We start from the raw sequence: 25,650 nt of genomic DNA, 5'->3' as shown, positions 1-25,650 counted from the left end.
CAATATTGTCAGCACTAAAGCGCCTACTACAAACCCACGTAACTATTAATCTATAATCACCACGCAGTCCGAATTACCTAGTCGTATAACCAAGTATTAGCGGCAAAATCGTCTTCTTCTTTCTGACGTTCTAACAAATGTTCTGGTACACGGTGGGATTTTCTATAGCCCATTGGGTCATATTTTTCTTTGACTTGAATTGCGGATTTATTGTCTTTTTCTTGTTGCACTTTTTCTTGTTGCAATAAATTCTTTTCTTTCTCTTGTTGCAATAATTCTTTTTCTTTTTCTTTTTCTTGTTTCAAAGAATTATTTTCTTCTATGAGTTGAGAATTAGCTTCGGCCAGGTGTATTGCTGCTTTTTTAGCTTCTTGCAGTTCTTTTGTCAATTTTTCTGTGGAGGCTTTTTGTTCAGACACACTTGATTGCAAATCTGCAATTTGTTGCTGAAGAGATTTTTCCTTGTCTTGCTTTTTTTCTAAAGTTTCTTTTAACTCTTTGATAATAATTTCCAAATCAGCCTTAGTAGGAACCGTGCGTTTTGCAGCAGTTGGTTCTGGTGTCTGCGTTGGTGATGCTGCTGCGGCTGAAGTATCTTGTTCAGTAACTTCTTGTTCAGTAACTTCTTGCGCTGTAACTTCAATCACAGATTCATTTTCATTCGGTGTCAATTTTTGTGCTTCTTCTTGTATTAAATCAGAAAGACGTTTCTTAACCATTATTTTCTCCAATCAAGCAGTAATTCATCAGCTACACGGCGGTAGTCTAACTCCGCCTCCCGCGCATTCTTTCCTCGCCATTGAGTAATCGCTACACCCTCCAGTGCAGCCCTTTCATGGGCTTTATAGGTACGGATGAAGGCTTTACAAACAGGTATTCCCATCCGCAATAGAGTTTCTTGTGCTTCTCTGGCTTCGCCCACACTTCTCGCATCAACTTTAGTTAGCAGTACCCGATGGGGAACTCCCACAGGTCTAACGGATGTCTTGACTGTCTCAACAAGAACCGCTAAATCCATAGCAGATGGTGGTGTAGGTAAAACTAGATAATCTGCGATCGCTACTACTGTCACTAATGCTTCAGAGTGCAACGCCGGGGGCGTATCCACCACTACTAAATCGTAACCTGTTATCTTTCTTAAATCACCTAACAGTTGCGGATTACTTTCTTGGGATAGATCAAAATCCATGCCATTCTGATTACGCCCTGCCCACCAACTGGCAGAACCTTGAATATCTGCATCAATGAGAATTACCTTGCTTTTTTTCCCAAATTGTGCAGCCAGATTAACTGCGGTAGTCGTTTTACCGACTCCTCCCTTACCGTTGAGAATAATAATGATTTTTGGCACTGCTTACTTCCGACGCTGCCTTAGATGAATATACCGCTTTGTGTGGCCTCTCATCACAGAAAAACTCATAAAATTTAAAGAGAGGTTTTCCAGATACCGTAAAAAACTAGAAGTAGGTCGGCACGAAAATTTAAATGTATGTCATTACCAACCTAACCTAAAGTCTAAAGGCATAGCTTCACTTAGAGCGTAGCGTGCCGTAGGCTCTAGCAATCACAATGTTTTTGGGGGTTTTACATTCTGTTACATAGTTACGTTTATTTGTGCTTACCTACTTATTTCCAGGACTTACGTAACCAACCACGTATTTTCGTCATTGCGACCCTAGGGAAGCAATCTCAAAGCCTTGATTTTCGTAGCGAGTGCGTAAGTCCTAATCTCCTTATCTTAGTTTTTCGTAAGCAGCTAAAATAATTTTTTCTGTTTCATCCCAACTAATACATTTATCAGTTACAGAAACTCCATACTTTAATTCTTCTCGCTTACAATTCATAGGTTGATTGCCTTCATACAAATTGGATTCCAGCATCACACCGACTATGGAAGTATTACCATCAACTACTTGTTGAATCACATTTTCCAAAACACTGGATTGTAGTTTATAGTCTTTATTGGTATTACCGTGACTACAGTCGATGACAATCCTGGGTGATAAATTCGCTGCCTTTAATTTATCTTCTACTAATTGGACATTGGCAGCATCAAAGTTGGGTTGATTACCGCCTCGTAAGATCACATGACCATAGGGATTTCCCCTAGTTTCAAAGACACTCACCTGTCCCTTGTGATTAATTCCTAGAAAATTATGCGGGCTTTTCGCTGATTGTAGAGCATTTAAAGCTACCTGAATATTCCCATCAGTACCATTTTTAAAACCCACAGGCATTGAAAGTCCACTGGCCATTTCACGATGAGTTTGTGATTCAGTAGTTCGGGCGCCAATAGCAGACCATGTAATTAATTCGCTAATGTATTGAGGAATGATAGGATCTAATGCTTCTGTTCCAGTGGGTAAATCTAATTCTGCTATTTTTAATAAGAGACTACGTGCAGTCAACAATCCTTTTTCTACATGAAAAGAATCATCCATATCTGGATCATTAATCAATCCTTTCCATCCTACAGTTGTTCTGGGTTTCTCAAAGTACACCCTCATAATGAGTAGCAGTTTATCTTTAACTCGTTCAGACAAATCTTTCAACTTCTGGGAATACTCAATAGCTGCTTGTGTATCATGGATTGAGCAAGGGCCAACTACTACAAATTTTCGGTGATCCTGAAAATCTAAGATATTTTTTATTTCCTGTCTATGTTTCAAGACAGTTTGTTCCGCTAATTTCGTTAAAGGTAATTTTGCTTTGACTTCGTTGGGTGTTAATAATACGTGAGAGTTCTTAATGTTAGTGTTAAATAATTTATTATGCATAGAAAATTTTCGTGTAGTTGTGGCTACTTCACTTGTGAGCAAAAATTGATATACATATTTTAAATCAAAAGTACAACATCAACTTATATAAATTTAAAATACCTAGGTTTTTTGTCTGATAAATTTCTAATTACCTAATATTTAAGTATGTCAATAAATACTGATATGGCAATCCTCAATGGGATATGTAAAAAAGTTTCAATAAGCTGGGTAAAGCTCAGTATATCTAGGTTCTAGTAGGCAAAGCCAACTTAAAAGTATTTCAAAAATCAAATAAAAGTGCCATCTATAATTGTTTTCTTTTCATAACTTACAGGAGTTTCTCCCCGACAATCTGCTATTTTTGCCTGAAAATGACTGAAAAAAGGGGGAAAGACTTCCCCCTTAACTTGTTTATAAAAATGACGTGGTGGTGCTGGTGTATTTTATTACATTCACTAGGTATCTGAGGACATCCTTCCTACTCTCTATTACCCGCTATATTAATGCCATACAAAAACCTTTGCTTCGTATGGCCCTAAATCTGTAATGATGCCATCATCTCCTACTTCAACATCATAATCACCCGTCCATTCATGCCATGTACCACCACAAGGAAAATTAGGAATGTGATAACCAGCTAAAAAGCTGTCAGAGAAATTCGCCACAACCACAACACGAGATCCTTCATCGTTCCAGCGGCTATAAGCTAGTACCTTAGCTTCTACATTTTCGTGAATAAACTCAACATTTTCTGTATAAAGGGCATGACTATTTTTCCGTAGATGAATTAGTCCTTTATAGTAATCCCACAAGCTACGATTTAAATCATTACCTGGCAGCGTCCAATCGATTTTAGATGATTCTGGTTGTTTAGGTTTATATTCACCAAATTCTTCACCCATCCAAATTAAAGGCACACCAACTGATGTCATGAGAATAGCTGCGCCCAATTTAGCCCGATTAAAACCTGCTTCATCAAAAATATCACGATTAGCCAGTTCTAACATAGTCCGTTCATGGTCATGGTTAGTTAGGTAATTCACCACATTGGTTGCACCCATGAAACCTTGACGTTTAGCATCGATGGCATCTTTGAGACTTTCTAAATCAAAAGTATCACCACAAATATGCACCATAATGGTATAACGGAAGCTATCGTGCCAACAACCATCCATTGGGCCATCTACGTTGGTGATATCGCTTGTTTCTGGTATATGTTCGGCAATATTATAAAAAGGCTTAGTACCAGCGGTTTTTTTGGCTTCTTGAACAATCCAGTGCATGAAATCATAATTGCCAATTTGCCGAGCGGCATCATAGCGAATACCATCTACATGATATTCTTCAATCCAAAAACGGATCGTATCACCGATAAATTTCCGTGCTGGGTAAGTATCTAATTTTTCGTCATAGTGTTCATAATTAAACTCAGGCCCCCAGTTATTATCAGGATCACGCGGAGAATGGTGATACCAATAATCATGATCAATCTGGGTTAATGGACTTGATGCCTCTGAGTGGTTATAAATGCCATCCATAATCACACGAATGCCTCTACCGTGACACTCGTCAATGAGGTGCTTTAATTCAGCACTAGAACCGTAACTAGATTCAGTGGCAAAGAAATGACGCGGATTATAGCCCCAGCTATAGTCCCCAGGATATTCTTTAATAGGCATCAACTCAATAGCGTTGATTCCTAAGTCACACAAATAATCTAATTTTTCAATTACATGTTTATATTTACCACGGGCATACGGGTCATCTTCTCCACCAGAAAAGTCTCCCACATGCAATTCATAAATTACTAATTCATGGTCAGGAGGTAAGGGTTTATCTTCGTGTTTCCAAACATATGTATCAACAATTCTTGCTCCATCCTTAATCCGGACAACACCGTTATCTTCACCACTCAATTCATCAATATCGGTAGCATAAGGATCTGTAACATCAACCCACTCTTCTGGTTCAAAAAACCATGAGTTTGATTGTACCCGGAATTTATATTGATAAACACCATCTTCGAGTTCCACAGTTGTCCGAAAATAGCCATCCTCGCCCTTTTTCATGGGGATTTCCTGCCAATCAGAAAAACTGCCTTTTAAGGTAGCTCCTTTGTTATAAGGTGCAAATAAATTAAACTCAATAGGCTTTGCCATAAAAATGTTTGGAAGATAAAATGTAGATATAAATATTTTCTAATCAAAAAATCAATTTGCAAATCAGTCCTAAGAGATAATTAGTGAATTGTTTCCTCTATCTGGAGTGGGATTCTGTTGTACTTAAATTAGGTTGTTTATTTACCATTAAGTGCCAAGATTATCCCTGCTCAAACTATAAATAAGTAGCTACTGTCATTAGGCATAAATAATCAAAAGATAACGAAAATTTCCTTAATTATTTTTTGCAAACACCGAAAATATTATATCCCCGCTTTATTGAAAATTCGGGGATATTTTTATATTTAACAAAAGCAAGTATGCAGTTAACGAAAAAATTTAATCGGAATATTTACTAATGCAATCAATCAGCTTTATTAATATGATCTTCCCAATAACTTAATAACCAATTTGCCGCTGTAGCTCTGCGAGTTTGCCTAGGCCCAAATTCACCAATTTTATAACCCTTGAAACCCAGCTTTTCTTTAGCTATTTGTTTATTGGCTGGAGGAATAGAACGAGTTAATTTGACTGTTGGTGGACGATTTTCAATAAAATCAGGTGGTTGTGGGTACTCATCTCGCCATTCTGCCGCAACTTCGCTATTATCCCATATATCAGTTGAATAGTCATAGCGATAGCCTAAATAATGCCATACTAATTGGTTGACTGTAGCATCATCAATTTGATCATTGAGAATTGCCCAAATAGTATCTGTGTTGAGTGGTGGTAAGTTAAACATAAGCAACTAAAAATTCACAATTCATGTGTTAAACATTTCTGACATTGGTAGATTCCCAAACAGAGGAACGATTTTATCTCTATCTACGCCTGCTGAAAGATTTATCCGTCAAAAGCAGACGTATTAGTGAGAAAAACTCGATAATGCATCCACAAAGCAGGTAGACTGGAAATCGTAATGCATAGTCCAGTCAATGCAAAATTCTACACCATTGCCAAAGATTGTACGCGCCCATGTATTCATTTCCGGTCGAGTACAAGGGGTGGGTTATCGCTATGCTACTGTCGATACAGCCAGCCAGTTGGGGTTAACAGGTTGGGTGCGGAATCTCCCGGATAACCGGGTGGAGGCAGTTTTTGAAGGGGCGCAAGTGGTTGTCGAAGAAATGATTCGCTGGTGTCATACTGGCCCACCTGCTGCGGTAGTCAAAGATGTTGTGGTTGAGTATGAACAACCTGAAGGTTTGCGGGGGTTTGAAGTCAAGCGTGTTGAGTAGTTGAGTAGCGACATAGTTATTGGTTGAAATGAAGGACAAAAAGTTAATGCTAATTTAGGCAAGAAAAATAATCAGTCTTTTGTGCCAATTCCAACAGGTAGGTTAATTCAAAGATTAAAGGAGTTAGCTAGTGAATAGGGCTAAGATACTGGACTGACAAGCCTAAAATGATGTGATAAATATAACTCTTGTAGTTCGGGCAGCGTATGGCTACGCCACGCAAGCTATTGCAACATTTTAGCTGTGTCAGTCCACTAGAGTCAAAAACCGGATTTACATATCACTTAATACATATTTCTCGGTAAATTGCCCAAATTGCCATCGCCCGCAAATAAGTACTAGCGCGGAAAGTTCCAGAGGCGGTAATAGCTTCAGGCGTGCGGAATTGTAGCCCATTTTCATAAATTTGTTCCACCACAGCGCCCGTTAACTGCAAAGCTTCATCCTTCATCCCCATCTGTACGAGAAATGCGGCTAGTCCGAAGTTAATTCCTGTCCAAACTTCCAGAGGATGGGTAGCTTTGGGGTTTTCTGGTGAACCATCGGGACGAACACCGTTAGCTGCACCAAATTGACCATTGCAGAACTTGAGGAAGCAAGCCTCATAAACAGTTTTTAGAGCAGATAAGGCGCGATCGCTTGGTACAATATCCGGTAATCCCAAAAGTCGGGCGTAAAATTGGCCACATAATTGATCCGCCATCACCACATCAGAACCACTGTGACTATCCAAACGATAATATTCACCATTCCACAGCTTTTCTTGGTAGATAGGGCGCGACTGTTCCAACCAATCCTGATAAACAGATACTAATTCCTCAGTATTTTCCGTACCTCTGTGGTTCGTTAACAAAACCTCACCAATAGCGATAGCCGCCTCCAAAGCCGCCAACCACAACCCCCCACAATAAGCACTCACACCCTGTAACCGCCAATCATCAAAGGTTTGGTCAGGTGCGCCAGAATTTTCGGGAATGCCATCGTTATCTAAATCGAAAGTTTTCAGATAGCTGAGAGTTTGGGCGATCGCCTCCCAGCAGTCTGCTAAAAATTGCACATCATCTGCACCAGTGAGTAAAAAATCTCGGTATACTTGCAATACAAAATCACTACCCAAATCTTTCCATAAGTTGCAGTCTTGATAGCAGGTGTAGTTGGTTTTCTCCCACACATGTTCATTAGGTGCGCCCAAATCGTGGGGCGTTGCACCTGCAATCTTGCGGGCTGCTGTTGTTGTTTCTGCGCCGATGGTGTAGTAATAGCCAATTACCCGCTGATGATCGTCGCTGTGGGGAATCGCCCTCGCAAATGCCCGCATTACCGATTTTTCTAGTTCCGGAAACAGCATTAATAGCCCAAAGGAACCATACAACCGCACATCTAAACTTTCATACCAGCGATAATCTAAGCACTCCAACACCGCAAACTGCCCAATGGGGTCAAGTTCTGATGCTGCACTCCAGAGAGTTCCACCACTAGTTAAGTCATACAGTTCATTAAATAGTGCCATCTTGAACCAATTGGGTAAATCTTCCCGTTCCAGAATCGGCTGTTGCCAACTTTGGATTTGTTGTTGCCAACTTTGGTATTGTTCTAAGGCAGTAGAAGCGATCGCCCAAGCCTGATTACCACCCTGACCAAAAAAGTCTGTATATCTGCGGTAGTAATTAATTCCGGCGGCAAATTCTGTTACCGGAAAGTCCCAAGCCAAGGAAAAAGGAATGGCTAAATTTTCCCCTGGTTGGACAGTAAAACGCACTGCGATCGCCGCCCCAATTTGTGTATTTTCTGATGCCGGATTGACATCTTGATAATTAGGCAAAGAACCATCAGCAGCAAAGCTTTGCCAGATATCTTCCCCCGTGCCTACAGGATTCCAGCGAGTATGATGAAATACTTCTACACCGGGATGGTTAATTGTGGCAATACACCAACTGCCGTCACCCTCTGCTGCTGATTCATGTCCGCCAACTCGGCCTAAAATGCAACCAACGTGTTGGATATTATCAACTAAATAATTGTAATTATCTTGACTTTCACCTAAACGCGGTTGATATTCATAAACCGGACTACCATCATCCCGAATTTGCACCTGGGGTGATTTTAAAGCATTAGTGAACCAGCCCACCATATTTTGCCAAGTGAGCATAATACTCAGAGTAATTGGTGCATCTGTGGGGTTGTGAGCATTCCAGACAAACATCGCCACAGGATAGCTAGTTTCTTGATAATTATTGGCCCAGATAGGCGAAAACTGCTCACAAGTTAATTGGGCTTGCAAGATGTTTTCGTAGACAAACCAACTACGGGGATATAGGGCGTGATAAGTTCCTGTCTGTTGTGTAGCTGTGGATGCTGGATACCATTGCCAACTTGCCAGACTTCCATCTGTCGGCGATTCTGTAGACAAAGCATAAGCTTGGGAACCTGAGCCATTGGATTCAAACACACTGAATTGGCAAGCCGGAATATTTTGAAAAGTATGTTCACCACCGTCAATGTGCCACAGGTTAAAGTCTCCCTGGGAAGATCGACCAATACAACCTGCACCAAAGCCACCTAACGGCATTCCATGCCAGGGGCCGTCATCAATATTACTCGCGTAGCGGACAGTATAGGGTTTGTCCCAACCTAAACCAATGGAACGACTCCAAGTGCAAGAGGGAATTACGGAAGAGGGCTGATTTGTCATCGCCTAAGTTTACAGCGTGCGGTTACGCTAAGGAAGCTTAACTCGATGTGTCAATTTTCTCAAGCAATTTGGTAACTTTCCACCTGGGATATCTGACAACTACCACTACATACGTCTACCTTTTGAGAGATGCATATCTTCTTTTTCAGTAACTGTTATGTAGATAAGTAGGACAAAGTAAATAATTAAAGGTTTGTAGTGAGGACTTTAGTCCTCAAATAAGGGCTAGAGCCGCTGACTACGAAATGAATTTTAATTATTTTACATTGCTTAACATAGTTGGATTTTTTCTCGCCGATTTACTTAAACAAGATCAGAAAGTTGGAAACGGAGTATTGAAAGTATGAAGTACTTATTAATAATTTGGGTACTAATACTATCCTTAGTAATTCCCAGCAAAGCACAGGCTCAAACCAAACAGCCCTATGATGTGATCTCTGGACTGGGAACACACCACCATGCTGTGACTACCACTAACCCAGCAGCACAAACGTTTTTCGACCAGGGGCTAAATTTAATTTATGCCTTCAATCATGATGAAGCGGTGCGTTCTTTTCAACACGCTGCCAAACTAGATCCAAAAATGGCAATGGCATATTGGGGAATGGCCTTGGGTGTCGGTGCAAACATTAACTTAGATATCGACCCCGAACGAGAACAAGTTGCCTATGAAGCCATACAAAAGGCTTTGACACTAGCGCCCCAAGCATCAGCCCCAGAACAAACTTATATTGCTGCCCTAGCCAAGCGTTACTCTAATAAACCCGATGCAGATTTGTATCAATTGGCGGTGGACTATGCCCAAGCAATGGGTAACTTAGTCAAACGCTATCCTGATGATTTAGATGCAGCCACACTGTACGCAGAAAGTCTCATGGATTTGCATCCTTGGCAAATGTGGTCTAAAGATGGCCAACCCCAAGGAGATACAGAAGAAATTGTGACTGTTTTAGAATCAGTCATGCAACGTGATCCTCAGCATCCAGGAGCTAATCATTATTACATTCATGCAGTAGAAGCATCACTACACCCAGAACTTGGACTCCAGAGCGCTAAACGACTAGAAACTTTAGTTCCTGCTGCTGGACACTTGGTACATATGCCTGCACATATTTATTTTCGGGTGGGAGAATATGACAAAGCCATGCAATCAAATCAGCAAGCGATCGCTCAAGATGACATCTATCTGCGTAATCATCCAGTAGAGGGTTTTTATCCCCAGATGTATTACAACCACAACGTGCATTTTCTCATGGTAGCCAGCAGCATGGCAGGAAGATATGAAGATGCTTTGCAAGCTGCGGATAAATTAGTCACCAATGCAGCGGCAATAGACCCATATTTACCCATGCTTGAGGGCTTCTTGGGCAATAAAATGCTGATTCAATTGCGATTTGGTGACTGGGATGCCGTTTTGCAAACACCAACTCCCGATACCAAATTACCTACTACTAATGCACTATGGCATTTTGCCCGTGGTATGGCTCATGCAGCTAAGGGTAACTTAGAAGATGCCGCCGATGAAAGTCAAGCTTTGCTAACTGCTACACAGCAAATTCCCGCCGAGGCTACCATTGGCTTTACTCCCGCTAGCCGCATTCTCAACATTGCTGGCAAATTGCTCGATGCGAAAATTGCCAAGTCTCAGCATGACTATGAATCGGCGATTAAATTACTCCAACAAGCAGTGGTAACCGAAGATGCTCTTGATTATGTCGAACCACCAGACTGGTACTTTCCCACACGGGAAGCGTTAGGAGGTGTGCTATTAGCTAAGGGTGATTATGCCGCAGCCGAGGCAGTTTTTCGAGATGATTTAAAGCAGTATCCCCACAACGGACGTTCTTTGTTTGGCTTACAAAAGAGTTTGCAAGCACAGGGTAAAAATAACGCTGCGAAACTTGTACAAACTGAATTAGCCGCAGCATGGAAACAAGCAGATACTCAATTGATACTTGATAAATTATTTCTCTAGGTAGCGTGGGTTAGGAATGTGGATTCAATAAAAGACATAACCTCACCCCCAACCCCTCTCCTTACCAAGGAGAGGGGAGAATTTGACGCAAGTCAAAGGCGGGGTGAGGTCAAAAATTAGACTTGCATGTTATTTAATTCATGTTCTTTAGGGAACATATGTTTTTATATTTGCTGGTATAGCTCCTCTGGAAAAGGAGCTTTTTTAATTAAGATTGACTGGAAAATTTTTCCTGATTGTGCTGCGTCAGGTAACTATCATATGGCGTATGTGGTTGACTGTTTCACAACTAATATTTTTGCTAGAATATATTCAAAGCTTCGTGGAATCTTCTCTTCGTAAACTTCCTGCGCTTGTAGAAATTACCATCAACTTACCAAACTAAAGATTATGAACCGCTTCATCTCGGAATTGTTTGTAGGTTGGCAGGAATCTGTCTCAACTCTGGCTATTGCTCAGAAAACCGATACTGCTCAACGCCTACCTATCACTAACTATGTGGATAATGGTGAACTTAACTTTGACCGTGGATCTGGACGTATTGGATGCGGTTATTAAGTTGGTTTTCACTTGATTAAGTTAAATATTCTCTCATTGTCAATATTCATGAGGGAAATTAAGCAGTGCGATCGCCAATACTCTGTTCTGGCAATCTGATGAGCAGCCAGAATCATTAAGAGCGATCGCACTAAATCATAAATTCTATCTCCAGTTATTTGCTAGTCGATAACTGGTAATATTTTTATGTAGACAGCAGAGCTAGAATTATTATAAGATTTTATCAATTTTGGATTTTTAACAGTATCTAAAGTATCTTAAAATCAAAAATTTAGTTGCTAAAAAGATTACAATATTTCCCTGGATATACAGAATTATTCATCTAGATGAGGTAATTTCCTCTAGCCCCTAGTCCCTATTAAATAATAATAAAAAAAATGGCCAAAGAAATAGAACGTAAATTTTTAGTCAAAGGAGATGGTTGGCGAGAATTAGCTAAGGGAAGTATATATCGTCAGGGATATATAGCTACTCAAGACAAAGTTACTGTACGTGTGCGGATCATCGGAGAACAAGGTTACTTAACAATTAAAGGGCCTGTTGTCAATGTGACTCGATTAGAATTTGAGTACCCAATTCCTGTGGTAGATGCTCAAATAATGCTTGACACATTATGCCGTCGTCCTTTTATCGAAAAAATTAGATACAAAATAGAGTGGGGCGGTTTGATTTGGGAAATAGACGAGTTTGACGGTGTGAATAAAGGTTTGATTTTAGCAGAAGTCGAACTCAGTGATGCCAACCAAGTGTTTGATATACCTACGTGGATTGGGCAAGAAGTTTCCCACGACTATCGGTATTTTAACAGCAACTTGGTAACACACCCGTTTTCTCAATGGTAGTTATTACGTAGATAGGGGTACTACAAATGAAGTCTTTAGACCTGTATCTCGGAGACACCGAGTTTCTCATTTCTCAAACATAGTTTACAAAGTCATTGCCTGTTTTTAAAGATATGTAGTGTATCAAGCAGCAGGTTACCAACCAGTTGTATCATTTAATTCAGATATATCTCTTGCCTATTCCCCAGGCTACAGAGGTATGTCAATAGTGACCGGAAAAGGCAGGTGGAACAAGCCCTTTCCCCTTGCGTGGAGCGGAGCGGAACATGGGTACAAGCCCCGTCTACTTCGGCAAGTTGATACAGTGAGCAGTGCGCCGCTTCTAGGACGCTCATACGGGGCGGAGTCTAAGCTTCGTCCGAGTTTCCCCCTTGCTCCCTGCCCCCCTGCCCCTTTTCCTCTTAGTGACCTGCTATTAGTACTCAATCGAATGAGATGCATAAACAAACAGTCAGGAAAATTTGTGGTAGGTGGTTTTATTTTGGCACTGTCACTACTGTGTAGTGTGAGTTTAATTTCCTATTTTAGTATCCAAAGATTGAATCAGGAAAAAAAATGGGTAATTCATACTTATGAAGTTATAAACACCTTAGATGAAATCAGGGCTAGTCTTAGTGATGCCAAAAGTGGAAGCAATAGTTATATTCTGACTGGCAATGTAGGTTACCGAGAAGTTTATCAAGACGAGAAACAAAAAGTATCTCAATTACTGCAAGCTGTGCGGCAATTAACTAGTGACAATCTTGAGCAACAAAGCCGATTGCATCAACTTGAACCTTTAATTGACCAGCAACTAGTTTTGCTTGACCAATCAATAGATTTATTTGAGCAAAATAATTTAAATGCAGCCAATGAACTAGCTTTTAGTCAACCAGGTATAGAGGCTAATCAACAATTTCAAACAATCAGCCAGTCTATAAAAAATGAGGAAAAAATTGTATTACAAAAACGGGCAGCACTTACAGATTCTCTAACTCAGCAAATTATCATTGTAATCAGTTTAGGTTATGGTTTAAGTATTATTCTGCTAATAGTTGTTTATACACTCCTCCGCCAGCAAATTCGGATTAATCAAACATTGTCTGAAGAAGCTATTGCTGTAGAACAGCAAGCTGCAAAAGCGAAACTGGCAAATATTTTAGAAACTGTGACAGATGCCTTTGTTGCCCTAGATCACAATTGGTGTTATACCTACATCAATCAGAAAGCCGGACAACTTTTCAACCGTAATCCTACTGATTTGATTGGCAAAAACATCTGGGAAGAATTCCCCGAAGGTGTGGGACAAAAGTTTTATCACAACTATTATCAAGCTGTGGCAGAACAACGAGTAATTCAAATGGAGGAATATTATCCACCGTGGAATCGCTGGTTGGAAAATCGCATCTATCCATCCCCAGAGGGGCTATCAATTTTCTTTCAAGATATCACTCGCCGTAAATTGGCAGAAATTACCCTAGAAAAGAATGAAAGACGCTATCGCTCACTAGTAATTGCTACTTCTCAAGCTATTTGGATTACTGATGCTCACGGTACTGTGGTAGAAGATATTCCATCTTGGAGAGATTTGACTGGGCAAAGTGAGTTAGAAGTCCAAGGGTGGGGGCGACTGGATGCAATTCATCCCGAAGATAGAGAGTTAACACAGTTATTGTGGAATCAGGCCCTGGAAACCAAAAGTCTTTATCAGATTGAACATCGTGTGCGAGTGGCTGATGGTAGTTATCGCTTTTTTGCCGCCCGTGCAGTTCCCGTTTTAGATACTAATGGTGAAGTTCAAGAATGGGTTGGTGCTAACACTGATATCACTAACCGTAAACTAGCGGAGGAAGCACTAAAACAGGCTAAAGCAGAACTAGAAATTAAAGTTGAGGAACGAACAGCAGAATTACAAAATTTGAATCAGGAGTTAAAACGCTCTAACCAAGAATTAGAACAGTTTGCTTATGTCGCTTCCCACGATTTGCAAGAACCATTAAGAGCCGTGACAGGCTATAGCCAACTGTTAGGACAAGAATATCAAGAACTTTTTGATGAATCTGCTCAAGAATACTTTGCTTACATTGTTGATGGAGCAAAGCGGATGCAGCAATTAATTCAAGACTTGTTGGCTTATTCGCGGGTGGCAACTCGTGGTCAAGAATTTTCCCATGTTGACTGCAATGCTGTACTCAATATAGCTCTGAGTAATTTACACGTAGCGATCGCCCAAAGCAATGCCATCATTACTCACGATCCTTTACCTGAGATTCTCGCAGATAAAACTCAACTAATACAGTTATTTCAAAATCTCATCGGCAACGCTATTAAGTTTCGCAAACAAGAACCACCACAAATTTACATTAGCGCAGTTAAACAAGTTCAGGAAGATGGAGAAGAATTTTCCCAGTCCCCAACCTGGCTATTCTCAGTCAAAGATAATGGCATTGGTATCAAACCCCAGTATCTTGAGCGTATTTTTGAGGTGTTTCGACGCCTGCATACTCGACGAGAATTTTCCGGAACAGGTATTGGTTTAGCCATCTGCAAAAAAATTGTCGCGCGGCATCATGGTCAAATCTGGGCTGAATCTCAGCCGGGAGTGGGAACAATTTTTTATATTACCTTGAATGATAATTAAGTTATTTTATTAAAGCATGAGCCTTGTATGCATTTAATAACCCTCTAGTAACCATTTGATAATTGCATGGATTATCATCAGGCATTCCGTCATATTGAAATTTTGCTAGTTGAAGATTCTCCTAGCGATGCTAATCTCACCATCAAAGGCTTTGTCAATGCCAGAATCGCCAATAATTTGCATTGGGTGGAAGATGGTGAAACTGCTATGAACTACTTATGGCAGCAAGGCGAATTTGCTAATTCCCCCCGTCCAGACTTAATTTTGCTCGATTTAAATCTTCCGGGAATGGATGGGCGCGAAGTACTAACAGAAATTAAATCAGACCCCAATCTCAAGCTTATCCCCGTAGTTATACTTACGACTTCCACAGATGAGCAGGATATACTACGTTCTTATAATCTCAGTGCTAATTGTTATGTAACAAAACCCTTAGATGTTTACCAATTTATCCAAGTTGTGCATTTAATCAAAGATTTCTGGCTGGCAGCAGTAGCACTACCAAGAGAGATATAAAGGAAATAATTTTTACTCATACTGGCAAAATTTACTGTTTTAACGCTTTCTAAACAGATGAGAAATTGATCAATTATCAGACAAATTTATACAACGATATTGTATGCAAAAGATAATGATTCACATTCTACTTGTAGAAGATAGCCCTACTGATGCCAGACTCCTACGTCAGATATTTTTGCGTACACAACAAGAAAAATGGCAGATGACCCATGTGGAACGGCTATCGGAAGCGATTCATTTGAGCTTAGAAAACCCTGAAGTAATATCTAATAGTTCTCAGACTGCAAGTTTGCCGCAACGCAGATTCAATGTAGTCTTGTTAGACCTGAGCCTGCCAGATTCTACGGGAATAGAAACTTTAAAAGCATATCGAGCAGCCGTACCAGATATTCCAGTTGTGGTGTTAACGGGGCTTGATGATGAAGAATTAGCACTAAGGGCCTTAGCAGAAGGCGCACAGGATTATCTTGTTAAAGATCAAATTACAATTCAACTATTAATGCGTTCGGTTCGCTACGCTATGGAACGGGAAGAAATTCTCAACAAACTACGTGAAAGCGAAGAACTTAGTCGTCAAGCTTTGTTAAAAGAACAGGAACTCAACGAGCTAAAATCAAACTTTGTCGCTATGGTTTCCCATGAATTTCGTAATCCCATGACTACCATTAGGACGGCTTTAGAAATTATTGAATATAATAATGATAAACTCACTCAAGAACAGAGAATTAAATACTTTGAACGGGTACAAAGTGCTATTAAACAGATGTTACAACTGTTAGATGAAATATTGTTTTTAAGTAAAACGGAAGCAACAAAATTTGAATATAACCCTGTATCTTTGAATCTAGAGTCTTTTTGTAATGAATTAACAGAAGGGTTTCAGTTTGGCGCAGGGAACCAGCACATGATTACGTTTACTTCTCAAGGCGAATGCTCCCAATCGGAAATGGATGAGGATTTACTAAATTGTATATTTACGAATTTACTCTCTAATGCTATTAAGTATTCTCCTGAAGATAGCCATATTCAGTTTGATTTAAGCTGCCAGAATGGAGTAGCAACCTTCAAGGTAATAGACCAGGGAAGGGGTATTCCTTTAAAAGACCAACCTCGTTTATTTCAAACTTTTTATCGCGCCAGTAATGTGCGCCGAGTTCAAGGAACTGGATTAGGATTGGCTATTGTCAAACAGTGTGTAGACATACATGGCGGCACAATCCAAATAGAAAGTCAGCAAGATGTTGGTACAACTGTAATAGTTACGTTGCCATTAAATTATGTTAAATCATCTTAGCAAATCTGTTGCCAAATAGTTAACCACCAAGGACAAATAGATGCGCTAATAAAGAAAAAAAGACGAGAAATTAATAAATTTTTTAACCTATTACCTACTATAATTCATAGGAAGGCAAAGTGATAGTAAATACAGTTCGTGCATCCAAGTACAATGTCTGAAGACCATCGACCGAACAGCTACGTACTGTCACACTACCACCCATAGTTTCTATCAGTGTCTTAACAATTGATAGTCCTAAGCCGCAACCTCCAGTAGAACTGGTGCGGGCTTCATCTATACGGTAAAATCGCTCAAAAATTCGTGATTGGTGTTGTAAAGATATGCCATAACCTTGATCACAAACTTGAATCATGGCTGCTTGGTTTTGCTGACTTAATTTTACAGTCACGGGCGTATCTGCTGGGGAATATTTCACAGCATTATCAATCAAATTTAGCAATACTTGAGTTAAGCGATTATAGTCGGCTTTAACCTCAATTATCTGAGTTGTTGACTCTATTTTAATCAGGCGATCGCTAAACTTTTGAGCCATACCCACAACTTCTGCAACTAAGTCATTTAACACGCAGGGTTCCATACGAAGATGCAAATAACCACTATCTGCTCGCGCTAAATCAAGTAAATCCTGTAAAAGCCGGATTGTGCGTTCTGCTTCTGATGCAGCAGTTTCTAAAGCTTCTTTTTGGGTTGGGGTTAAATTATGCTGCCGACGTAAGACACTTTGCAAATAACCATGTACTATAGTTAACGGTGTACGTAACTCATGGGAAGCATTACTCACAAATTGTCGCTCTTGCTCCCAAGATTGGGAGAGACGCGATAACATCATGTTACAGGTTTGGGCTAATTCTTTAACTTCATTAGGTGCATTATCTAAATAAAGTTGCACTTTACCTAAGTCTTCAATAGAAATAACTTCTGTCATCTGACTTAACTGGCGCAGAGGTTGCAGAGAACGCCTAATATAAAGTGCGATCGCCACAGAAATGACTGTAATCACAAAAACACTGCCAATTCCCAAACTCTGCACAATTACCAAAAACATTTTTTGTTCGTTGGTAACATCTTGTACCACAAACAAATTGCCTAAAGTTTTACCCTGTACTGGTAATGCAGCTCCACACATAACAAAGTAGCGTTTATCCACTTGGTTGACTTGGGGTTTAACTGACATCTCCGTTAGAGACATTAACTTAGTTGCTGCCCCGTCAGATAGCTGATCCCAGTTAGTAGATTTTGCTAAAATATTATTTTCAGGACTTTTAATCCATAAAAATGTATTAGTACTAGTCAAATTGTTAATTGCCTTTTGCAACCCCATTTCTGATGGCAATATTTCACTATAAAGTTGCACATCATTTGGTAGACGTTGAGCAATTCTTTGGATATTATATTTGTGACTGTTAATTAATAATTCCTTCATTTTCCAGCTTGTCCAGATAGCTAGACTACCTAATCCTAAAGCTGAAACTAAAGCAATCCCAATTGTTAATCGCACCTGTAATGAATGAGGATAAATTCTCGTCCAAAGTTTCCTCATTTTATTCATTCTGGTGGTTGTGGATTTGGTGTCGGACAGGTTTTATTGGCAAAATCACACTGATAAATGTAGGGTTCTTGCCAACTCAAAGGTAATTCTAATAAATCTCTTGTTCCTGTAAATCCCTGACCTATAAATAGTAATAAAGCAATACAGTTTAAAATGAGATGAGTTAGCCGCCAGCGATGTGACTTATCCTGATAAATATCTTGGACGATGGCCACAGAGAAAATCATCAACAATGATGCAGCAATCCCAATATAATAATGTGACCAATACCACTCATTTGTTCGCCGAAATACACCATCTTGACAACCGATAATTACTAAACCTGCACCAGTTAAAGTGGCAAAAACTCCCCGCCACAAACGCTGTCTTGATAAATAAAGAAATATGAGAGAAGTAATAGTTAAAATAAACATCAATATAATAAATCCAACTTGAAAACGCCCTTCATTCCATAATTGATTCCTGATAATATTCTTACCAATGGGATAGGCTAAACCAATTAAAGACAGCCCCACAATTGCACTCGTCAACCAGTTACCAAACTGTTTATGTTCTTTTCCCACTCCTGGGTTAATTCTACTTTTATTTTCAGCAACTTTTCTATTTTGTAAGCGTCGCTGGCGTGTTTGCCAGGCAAAATTTACCACAATCCCAATCAGTGGATAGATAAAGATAACTGCCATTACTGGATGTATCAGACGCAAAAAATCTGCTGTTTGCATAGGTCAATTTTCACTAAATGGGAAATATAAAAAGCAAAAGAGACTAATATTTCTTTTGCCTTTTACTTATTGATTTTATAAAACGGCATAGCCAAAAGTAGTATTAAATTGGCGACACCAGATTGCCACAGACTTGAAGTTTACCAGATTCACATTATCAGGTAAAGCATAACGTTGAGTACCACTTATTTTTTGTAAAGGGGCAATATTCACATAATCTTTTTCTTGAATACCAGAAACTGGGGGCATATCAGAATTATGCAAAATCACAAATAAGTCAGGCCCTTTATCAGTTTTAAAATTCTGATCAAACTCCAGATAGCGTTTACCTTGTTCAGTAATGACGCTAACTTTTCCTTGAGTTGGGTGTTCCGCAGCTTGAAAGTTCCCAGGTTCAGCAATTGGGCTGGCGACGGTTCTTGTAGTTGGTGTTTGAGTAGCGGGTTGATTGGAAGTTACTTCTTTTGTGCAGCCTATTGTCACAGCGGTAAGTATAAATAGAATGACTAAATGCTGGAATTTCATAGCTTGATATTTTCAAATTGATGAATAAGAATAATTTAAGGCTTCATCTCATCATCTAAATTAATTTAAGCTGAGAACTTCATAAAAATATGCCAACTTTATCCAAATTCATCAAACCGATACAAAAACCTATACAACTCTCTTACCTTAGTAAACTTTGCATACTTTGCGGTTTAGCTAATTTCCAAAGATAATAATACTCATCTCGATAAACAATATTCATATTATATTTATGCTCTGTCATTATTTGACTACGCTTGGAATCTGAAGGATTGAGTAAAAAAATATCGCTAAAATTGTCAGGAATATCAGTAACAGTTTGATTTCCTATCAATTGAAACCTGACATTTGGCTGAACCAGATAACTCAGAGAAAAGACATTACCATAATTAATACCCTCAGCATCACTAATTAAAAGTGGATTTTTAGTCTCATTGATAATCTTCGCAACTTGTGAATTACCATAGCTGACCCCTTTATGCCACCAAGTTTCAGCCTCGTAACTCACCCTACAAGAAATCAAACCACAAACAATTACTAATATCAAAATCATCTGCCAAATTCGGCGACGAGATACAATTCCATTGTATAATTGTGTAGCTAAAAGATAAGCTACCGCAAGTTGAATACCTAAATATGCAGGTATTAAATATGCTTCTGAACTAAAAATTATGCTCCCATCAGCCAAATTTGGTAGCCTGATAGGGATAGCCATAATTATCATCAATAGCAGAATAAACAACCAAACTTGATAGTTATTTGTGCGACACATAAAATAAATTGCATATCCCACTAAATTTAAAGCCAAAAGTGCAAGCAGGTAGCCAAATAAATTTTCTGTATTTAAATTTAAATCCAAAAAAATCCTACTTATCTGTATTAACCAAATTTGAATTGAAGGATTGATTGAAGATTGACTTTGTGTCACATCGGCTGTTAGCAAAAACTCCAAAAAATTAGCCGCCACAATCATCATCCAAGGTAAAAAAGCCAGGAATGCCAGCGCTGATGCTATGAGATAACCCCTGACAGTTTCAGTTAATTGAAATCTGAAAATAATGATTACATAAATTCCGTGAGCAACTGCTACAAATACACTCCACAAACACGTATAAAGACTTAATGTCAAAGTAACTACATAAATTCCCCAGGGAGTAAAACTATCGGAAATTTGCTGTTCTGGAGTTAATTCATTGTGATCTTTTAATTGCAGTCGTATCGCTAATAGCAGTGATGCGCTACAGAATATGATGGTGACTAACCACAGGATATATTCTCGTGCTTCTTGAGCATATACTAGATGAATAGGAGAGATAGCCACCAGAGCGATCGCTAACCCAGGAACCGATAATGGTACATTAAATAATTCACGACACAGCCAATAAATACCAGGAAACACCAACAAGCTAATAACAGCAGATAAACTTCTAATAGCTGTGATTGAATTACCAAAAATTCCTACCCAAAATCTGGCTATTAAATAATAAAGTGGCGGATGCTGTGGGTCTTCTGTAGCCAAAGACATAATTGTGTCACTGAAGTTTTTTTCTTCATTACGTCCTTGGAATTTAGCAAAATTTTCTCGACTAATTACACGACCATTAAATAATTGCTGTTTAACTTCATGAACTGTGTAACCGGAAATTCGCAATGACGTATAAGTTTCATCATGGGAGTATATTTTACCTTCAAGGTTGACAAAGCGAAATAATATACCCATTGTCAACACAAAAATAATTAAAAACCGCAACCAACTCGGAACAAGTGCGAGGTTCCGCATAGCTATGTTTTTGATAAATTCGTAATTAATCAAGCCAGATATCCTAGTAATACCGAGTTGCAGTCAAAGATAGTAACTGAGGCTGAGAGTAGGGAGTAGGGAGTAGGGAGTATGAATATTATGTTTGAACGCAACTTAGTATAAAGTTTAGAATAAATGGGGTTTTTGATATCTGTCGAACTCACGTTTATTTAAATTGCTAATAACTGAAGTCCTAACAAAAAGGCATTTCCAGCAATTAAAGAATACAACTGCGGAAAAGCCCCCAGATATTATCGGGGGCTGACATAATTTTTTGTTCACACAAAACTTCAAGCAAAAGACTGCGGCAGAAACCCGATAAATCAATTACGGTGATTATTACTGTAGCGAACCCTTGTCCCTGCCCAAAGCAGCTTCTCTCGTAGTGTCTGATAATATGAATTGTTCTCCCGCAAAATAATAAATTTAGCCAGAGAATCAGCCATCCGCACATCAACGCGATGTCCTGGCCAAATCGACGTAGACAATACCCCATCCATCCATAGCTTGGTACTCAAATCATAGTCTCCCAAAGGCCAGATGCTGACCACAGAACCAGCAGGTAACACTAAGGGACGGCTAGAAAGACTCATGGGGCAAATAGGAGTGATGGTAATTGCCTCCATACCATCGTGCATAATGGGGCCACTAGCGGAAACTGTATAACCTGTGGAACCCGTGGGAGTGGAAATAATCAAACCATCCCCCACATATTGATCGACTACCTCACTGTCAATTTCCATTTCCAGAATAGAAGTGATCATGCGGTCAGCGGAAGCGGGTTTGACACAAAATTCATTCAAAGCAAGGTAGCGTTCAGTCACAGGTTCCAAATTTGTCCGATGACCTTCATATACCGCCGCTTGTAACATCATCCGCCGCTGGATAGCATAGCGATCTTCAAATAGCCGATCCCAAACTTTCTCTGTATCTTGAAACTCATCTACTGACTCGGTTAAGAAGCCTAGATGACCGCCCACATTCACTCCCAGAATAGGTATACCAGCTGGGGCTAAATGTCTAGCGCTAGTTAATACAGTGCCATCTCCACCGAGTACCAAAGCCAGGTCGATTGGTTGAGTAGCTGAAGCCAAAAACACCGGATAAGGGTTATCTTTTGGCCCGCTAGGCCCCATTAACACCTGGCAATGGCGATTTTCTAGTTGTTTAGCACAGAGTTCTGCCCAGCGTTTACTCTGGGAATCTCTGGCTTTATAAGCAATGATTACCTGCTTGAGTTGCACGCACAATTACCACTTCAGGAGATTAAACTGCTCCATGTCGACGGTATCACGGTTGCGATAAATCGCAAGTACGATCGCTAACCCTACCGCCGCTTCAGCAGCTGCCACGGTAATCACAAACACGGTGAATACCTGGCCCTTAATTAAAGTTGAATCGAGAAAGTTGGAAAATGCCATTAAATTCAGATTAACAGCATTCAGCAGTAACTCAATTGACATCAACACACGCACGGCATTACGACTGGTAATTAAGCCATAAATGCCGATACAAAACAAAGCTGCTGCTAGTAATAAAAAGTACTGGAGTTGCATGGATTTTTGTATCCCTTCTGATAGCTTGCGTGGCCATAAAAACTGGCTTTTTACCTGCGAAATACATCGCAAATATTACTCTTTTGTTTCGCTGCCTGCCGATACCAAGTCTCTGGGGCGTTCTGGTAAAGTCAAAACAGTTTCTTGTGACTCTGAAGGTGCTGGTTTTTCCGGCAAATACTCGCGACGTGCCAAAATAATCGCTCCCACCATCGCTATCAACAATAAAACTGAAGCCAGTTCAAAAGGTAGTAAAAAGTCAGTGAAGAAATGCTCACCAATGACAACGATAGAACTTTCTGGTGCTACAGCCGCAGTTGTGGAGTATGCCCAAGGAGTTGCCAATACCATCGTACTCAACAGACCAAATAACCCGAGACTGACTATGGCTGTGATGACTTTCCGCAGCCCGGCGCTAGGATAGGGAGCGAAATCTTGCCGCTTGTTCACCAACATAATGGCAAACAAAATCAACACGTTCACTGCCCCAACATAAACTAGTACCTGCGCTGCGGCGACAAAATCACCATTTAGCAACAGGTAAAGTCCCGCCATGCTGATAAACACTCCCCCTAACATAAAGGCAGAATAGACAATGTTAGAAAACAGCACTACCCCTAATGCTGCCCCAATCATCATCGCGCCCAGTATGCCAAAAGAAACAACCTGTACTCCTTCTGCTAGATTCACTGTTTTTGTCCTTAGTCAATTGTCAGTTATTAGTTATTCAATTTTCAGTGATGAGTTTTCAGTTATTAGTTGGTTAACTGTTAACTGTTGATTCTTCACTGTTTTGTTCTACAAGGTCTTCTGGACGCGAACCAGCGCGAGGTGCATCAGCAGGTAGGTCGTGGGGTTCCATGACACCCTTGGGCAAGTAAACTAGTTCGCGCAGTGGCGTCACCATCGGATCATCGGTCACTTTGTAAGGCAGACGACCAAGTGCCACGTTATCATAGTTCAATTCATGGCGATCGTAAGTGGATAGCTCATACTCTTCTGTCATTGATAAACAGTTAGTCGGGCAATATTCCACACAGTTACCGCAGAAGATACAAACTCCAAAGTCAATACTGTAGTGGTTGAGTTTTTTCTTTTTGTTGGCTTTTTCAAATTCCCAATCCACTACAGGTAGATTGATAGGACAAACCCGCACACAGACTTCGCAAGCAATACACTTATCAAACTCGAAGTGAATTCTGCCGCGAAACCGTTCCCCAGGAATTAATTTTTCGTAGGGGTACTGTACCGTCACAGGACGACGCTGCATGTGGTCAAAAGTTACAGCTAACCCTTGACCAATATAACGACCAGCTTGCACTGCTTCTTTGGCGTAATCACCAACTTGTTTTAGGAACTTTAGCATTGTTGTGTCTCTCTCTTTTCAATTTCGGATTTCGGATTTTAGATTTCAGACTCCATCTAAAATCTAAAATCTAAAATTGGTTTATCCACCAAAGGCGATCGGAAAGGCAAGTTTCAAAGCTGCGGTTAACAGAAGATTAACCAAAGCAACTGGTAACAAAAACTTCCATCCTAAATCTAACAATTGGTCAATCCTCACCCGTGGTACTGTCCAACGCAACAAAATGGCGATAAACACTAGCACATAGGCTTTGATGAGGGTCATAAAGATACCCAATGTAGCAGTTACTACCTGCAACACGGGATTTAATTCACTAATTCCCAGCCAACTAGCTATCAGACTAACAGGAATGGGAAAGTCCCAACCACCGAGATACAAAACTGCTACCAGTAGAGCAGAAAGCACTAAGTTTACATAAGAACTTAGGTAAAACAGAGCGAACTTCATGCCAGAGTATTCGGTTTGATAACCAGCGACGATTTCCTCTTCCGCTTCGGGTAAGTCAAAAGGTAAGCGTTCGCATTCCGCTAGGGCTGCTATCCAAAAAATTAGGAACCCTATTGGTTGCCGCCAAATGTTCCAGCCGAGGATACCATAGCCAGATTGCTGGTTAACAATATCAATAGTGCTAAGGCTATTAGACATCATTACGACTGCCAGCACGCTCAACGACAGAGGAATTTCGTAGCTAATCGATTGTGCTGCTGCCCGTAAGCCGCCTAACAGGGAGTACTTGTTATTAGATGCGTAGCCAGCCATTAATAGCCCAATGGGGGCAATGCTAGAGAAAGCAATCCACAAGAAAATTCCCATGCCGACATTTGTAATGACAATATTCTGTCCAAAAGGAACAATTAAATAAGACAGAAATACTGGCAATACAACCAAAATAGGCCCGATGGTAAAGAGCCAGGCATCAGCTTTAGCTGGCACGATATCTTCTTTAAATACCAGCTTCAAGCCATCCGCGACTGGAGCTAATAAGCCAAAAGGGCCAATAAATTCAGGCCCAATCCGCTGTTGTGCTGATGCGGAAATCTTCCGTTCTAGCCAAACACAAACCAGCACCCCCACTGTTGCTCCAATCAGCATCAGTATCATGGGCAAGGGCATCCAAATAGCTTTGGCTGTGCCTGCTGGTATCCCTAAATCTATGAGGGATTTAATAAAAGTTCCTTGGAGATCAATTCCTGAATTCATGTTTCCGCTCTTTAGGTCAACTGAAGTATGAAGTGTGAAGTTATGAAATATAAAATTTCAGCCTTCAGGCTTCATCCTTTATGCTTTGATGAAGACGCTTGATTGATAGCTTGCGTGGCGTAGCCATAGATTTTTGCCAATTCCCATGCCTAGTATATCGTTGGATGGTTTTAGGCCCTTGAAGCTATACAAGAACTTCTACTTATGGTCAGGATTAGGATTTTTTAGGGAGTGGGGGGAAGAGGCAGGGGGGAAGAGGCAAGGGGCAGGGA

General features: G+C 40.1%; 22 protein-coding genes. 7 read left to right on the top strand and 15 right to left on the bottom strand.

Features of this window, described 5'->3' with window-relative positions; all coding sequences use genetic code 11:
- Positions 1 to 77: 77 nt before the first annotated feature.
- The 5 genes from ACM0OS_RS18640 to ACM0OS_RS18620 form a co-directional block, all read right to left on the bottom strand.
- Positions 78 to 719: a hypothetical protein gene (locus ACM0OS_RS18640; protein WP_414544691.1), complete on the bottom strand. Its 642-nt coding sequence runs from the start codon at positions 717 to 719 to the stop codon at positions 78 to 80.
- Positions 719 to 1,351, bottom strand: coding sequence for an AAA family ATPase (locus ACM0OS_RS18635; protein ID WP_414544690.1), 633 nt, complete (start codon positions 1,349 to 1,351; stop codon positions 719 to 721). Before ACM0OS_RS18635 ends, ACM0OS_RS18640 begins: the two co-directional genes overlap by 1 nt.
- Positions 1,352 to 1,733: 382 nt before the next feature.
- A complete protein-coding gene (locus ACM0OS_RS18630; protein ID WP_414544689.1) occupies positions 1,734 to 2,777 on the bottom strand; it encodes a 3-deoxy-7-phosphoheptulonate synthase in 1,044 nt (347 codons plus the stop codon).
- A 482-nt stretch (positions 2,778 to 3,259) separates the two neighbouring features.
- Complete coding sequence (locus ACM0OS_RS18625; RefSeq protein WP_414544688.1) at positions 3,260 to 4,918, bottom strand: alpha-amylase family glycosyl hydrolase; 1,659 nt, start codon at positions 4,916 to 4,918, stop codon at positions 3,260 to 3,262.
- A 364-nt stretch (positions 4,919 to 5,282) separates the two neighbouring features.
- Positions 5,283 to 5,660 (bottom strand): DUF1823 family protein, encoded by a 378-nt coding sequence (locus tag ACM0OS_RS18620; RefSeq protein WP_414544687.1) that lies wholly within the window; start codon positions 5,658 to 5,660, stop codon positions 5,283 to 5,285.
- 193 nt (positions 5,661 to 5,853) lie between these two features.
- On the opposite strand from ACM0OS_RS18620, the gene ACM0OS_RS18615 reads away from it, so the two are divergent.
- On the top strand, positions 5,854 to 6,156 hold the full coding sequence (locus ACM0OS_RS18615; protein WP_414544686.1) for an acylphosphatase: 303 nt from the start codon (positions 5,854 to 5,856) through the stop codon (positions 6,154 to 6,156).
- A 280-nt stretch (positions 6,157 to 6,436) separates the two neighbouring features.
- On the opposite strand, the gene ACM0OS_RS18610 is transcribed toward ACM0OS_RS18615, so the two are convergent.
- Entirely contained in the window at positions 6,437 to 8,848 is a 2,412-nt protein-coding gene (locus tag ACM0OS_RS18610; RefSeq protein WP_414544685.1) for a GH116 family glycosyl hydrolase, read from the bottom strand.
- Between the two features lie 343 nt (positions 8,849 to 9,191).
- Between ACM0OS_RS18610 and ACM0OS_RS18605 the strand changes: the two genes are divergently transcribed.
- The 6 genes from ACM0OS_RS18605 to ACM0OS_RS18580 all read left to right on the top strand — a co-directional run bounded on the left by ACM0OS_RS18605 (position 9,192) and on the right by ACM0OS_RS18580 (position 16,656).
- Positions 9,192 to 10,823, top strand: a complete 1,632-nt coding sequence (locus tag ACM0OS_RS18605) for a tetratricopeptide repeat protein (RefSeq protein WP_414544684.1) — start codon at positions 9,192 to 9,194, stop codon at positions 10,821 to 10,823.
- 390 nt (positions 10,824 to 11,213) lie between these two features.
- Positions 11,214 to 11,381 (top strand): hypothetical protein, encoded by a 168-nt coding sequence (locus ACM0OS_RS18600; protein ID WP_414544683.1) that lies wholly within the window; start codon positions 11,214 to 11,216, stop codon positions 11,379 to 11,381.
- Positions 11,382 to 11,758: 377 nt separating this feature from the next.
- Positions 11,759 to 12,223 (top strand): CYTH domain-containing protein, encoded by a 465-nt coding sequence (locus tag ACM0OS_RS18595; protein WP_414544682.1) that lies wholly within the window; start codon positions 11,759 to 11,761, stop codon positions 12,221 to 12,223.
- A 463-nt stretch (positions 12,224 to 12,686) separates the two neighbouring features.
- Positions 12,687 to 14,843, top strand: coding sequence for a CHASE3 domain-containing protein (locus ACM0OS_RS18590; RefSeq protein ID WP_414544681.1), 2,157 nt, complete (start codon positions 12,687 to 12,689; stop codon positions 14,841 to 14,843).
- A 66-nt stretch (positions 14,844 to 14,909) separates the two neighbouring features.
- Complete coding sequence (locus ACM0OS_RS18585) at positions 14,910 to 15,359, top strand: response regulator (protein WP_414544680.1); 450 nt, start codon at positions 14,910 to 14,912, stop codon at positions 15,357 to 15,359.
- Between the two features lie 115 nt (positions 15,360 to 15,474).
- A complete protein-coding gene (locus ACM0OS_RS18580; protein ID WP_414544679.1) occupies positions 15,475 to 16,656 on the top strand; it encodes an ATP-binding protein in 1,182 nt (393 codons plus the stop codon).
- Positions 16,657 to 16,753: 97 nt separating this feature from the next.
- Here ACM0OS_RS18580 and ACM0OS_RS18575 read toward each other — a convergent pair whose 3' ends face one another.
- The 9 genes from ACM0OS_RS18575 to nuoH form a co-directional block, all read right to left on the bottom strand.
- Positions 16,754 to 18,208, bottom strand: a complete 1,455-nt coding sequence (locus ACM0OS_RS18575) for a sensor histidine kinase (protein ID WP_414544678.1) — start codon at positions 18,206 to 18,208, stop codon at positions 16,754 to 16,756.
- Positions 18,205 to 18,930: a DUF4079 domain-containing protein gene (locus ACM0OS_RS18570; RefSeq protein ID WP_414544677.1), complete on the bottom strand. Its 726-nt coding sequence runs from the start codon at positions 18,928 to 18,930 to the stop codon at positions 18,205 to 18,207. Before ACM0OS_RS18570 ends, ACM0OS_RS18575 begins: the two co-directional genes overlap by 4 nt.
- A 75-nt stretch (positions 18,931 to 19,005) precedes the next feature.
- Positions 19,006 to 19,455: a DM13 domain-containing protein gene (locus ACM0OS_RS18565; protein ID WP_414544676.1), complete on the bottom strand. Its 450-nt coding sequence runs from the start codon at positions 19,453 to 19,455 to the stop codon at positions 19,006 to 19,008.
- A 142-nt stretch (positions 19,456 to 19,597) separates the two neighbouring features.
- Entirely contained in the window at positions 19,598 to 21,235 is a 1,638-nt protein-coding gene (locus ACM0OS_RS18560) for a hypothetical protein (RefSeq protein ID WP_414544675.1), read from the bottom strand.
- A 344-nt stretch (positions 21,236 to 21,579) separates the two neighbouring features.
- The gene (locus tag ACM0OS_RS18555; RefSeq protein ID WP_414544674.1) at positions 21,580 to 22,500 is read right to left on the bottom strand and encodes an NAD(+) kinase; all 921 of its coding nucleotides are present in this window, start codon (positions 22,498 to 22,500) and stop codon (positions 21,580 to 21,582) included.
- 6 nt (positions 22,501 to 22,506) lie between these two features.
- On the bottom strand, positions 22,507 to 22,812 hold the full coding sequence (gene nuoK / locus ACM0OS_RS18550; protein WP_006199065.1) for an NADH-quinone oxidoreductase subunit NuoK: 306 nt from the start codon (positions 22,810 to 22,812) through the stop codon (positions 22,507 to 22,509).
- 75 nt (positions 22,813 to 22,887) lie between these two features.
- Positions 22,888 to 23,502, bottom strand: coding sequence for an NADH-quinone oxidoreductase subunit J (locus ACM0OS_RS18545; RefSeq protein ID WP_414544673.1), 615 nt, complete (start codon positions 23,500 to 23,502; stop codon positions 22,888 to 22,890).
- A 73-nt stretch (positions 23,503 to 23,575) separates the two neighbouring features.
- A complete protein-coding gene (gene ndhI / locus ACM0OS_RS18540; RefSeq protein ID WP_414544672.1) occupies positions 23,576 to 24,178 on the bottom strand; it encodes an NAD(P)H-quinone oxidoreductase subunit I in 603 nt (200 codons plus the stop codon).
- Between the two features lie 81 nt (positions 24,179 to 24,259).
- Positions 24,260 to 25,378: an NADH-quinone oxidoreductase subunit NuoH gene (gene nuoH / locus ACM0OS_RS18535; protein ID WP_414544671.1), complete on the bottom strand. Its 1,119-nt coding sequence runs from the start codon at positions 25,376 to 25,378 to the stop codon at positions 24,260 to 24,262.
- Positions 25,379 to 25,650: the final 272 nt, after the last annotated feature.

It is taken from the genome of Nostoc sp. CCY0012 (genome assembly GCF_963920855.1).
GTDB lineage: Bacteria > Cyanobacteriota > Cyanobacteriia > Cyanobacteriales > Nostocaceae > Cyanocohniella.
The sequence above is the reverse complement of the archived record's forward strand: the minus strand, read 5'-3'. Positions and strand labels throughout refer to the sequence as shown.

Coding starts and splice junctions, on each gene's coding strand:
- ACM0OS_RS18640 (WP_414544691.1), bottom strand. CDS start 719: ATGGTTAAGAAACGTCTTTCTGATTTAATACAAGAAGAAGCACAAAAA.
- ACM0OS_RS18630 (WP_414544689.1), bottom strand. CDS start 2,777: ATGCATAATAAATTATTTAACACTAACATTAAGAACTCTCACGTATTA.
- ACM0OS_RS18625 (WP_414544688.1), bottom strand. CDS start 4,918: ATGGCAAAGCCTATTGAGTTTAATTTATTTGCACCTTATAACAAAGGA.
- ACM0OS_RS18620 (WP_414544687.1), bottom strand. CDS start 5,660: ATGTTTAACTTACCACCACTCAACACAGATACTATTTGGGCAATTCTC.
- ACM0OS_RS18615 (WP_414544686.1), top strand. CDS start 5,854: ATGCAAAATTCTACACCATTGCCAAAGATTGTACGCGCCCATGTATTC.
- ACM0OS_RS18610 (WP_414544685.1), bottom strand. CDS start 8,848: ATGACAAATCAGCCCTCTTCCGTAATTCCCTCTTGCACTTGGAGTCGT.
- ACM0OS_RS18605 (WP_414544684.1), top strand. CDS start 9,192: ATGAAGTACTTATTAATAATTTGGGTACTAATACTATCCTTAGTAATT.
- ACM0OS_RS18600 (WP_414544683.1), top strand. CDS start 11,214: ATGAACCGCTTCATCTCGGAATTGTTTGTAGGTTGGCAGGAATCTGTC.
- ACM0OS_RS18595 (WP_414544682.1), top strand. CDS start 11,759: ATGGCCAAAGAAATAGAACGTAAATTTTTAGTCAAAGGAGATGGTTGG.
- ACM0OS_RS18585 (WP_414544680.1), top strand. CDS start 14,910: ATGGATTATCATCAGGCATTCCGTCATATTGAAATTTTGCTAGTTGAA.
- ACM0OS_RS18580 (WP_414544679.1), top strand. CDS start 15,475: ATGATTCACATTCTACTTGTAGAAGATAGCCCTACTGATGCCAGACTC.
- ACM0OS_RS18575 (WP_414544678.1), bottom strand. CDS start 18,208: ATGAATAAAATGAGGAAACTTTGGACGAGAATTTATCCTCATTCATTA.
- ACM0OS_RS18570 (WP_414544677.1), bottom strand. CDS start 18,930: ATGCAAACAGCAGATTTTTTGCGTCTGATACATCCAGTAATGGCAGTT.
- ACM0OS_RS18565 (WP_414544676.1), bottom strand. CDS start 19,455: ATGAAATTCCAGCATTTAGTCATTCTATTTATACTTACCGCTGTGACA.
- ACM0OS_RS18560 (WP_414544675.1), bottom strand. CDS start 21,235: ATGCGGAACCTCGCACTTGTTCCGAGTTGGTTGCGGTTTTTAATTATT.
- nuoK (WP_006199065.1), bottom strand. CDS start 22,812: ATGCAACTCCAGTACTTTTTATTACTAGCAGCAGCTTTGTTTTGTATC.
- ndhI (WP_414544672.1), bottom strand. CDS start 24,178: ATGCTAAAGTTCCTAAAACAAGTTGGTGATTACGCCAAAGAAGCAGTG.
- nuoH (WP_414544671.1), bottom strand. CDS start 25,378: ATGAATTCAGGAATTGATCTCCAAGGAACTTTTATTAAATCCCTCATA.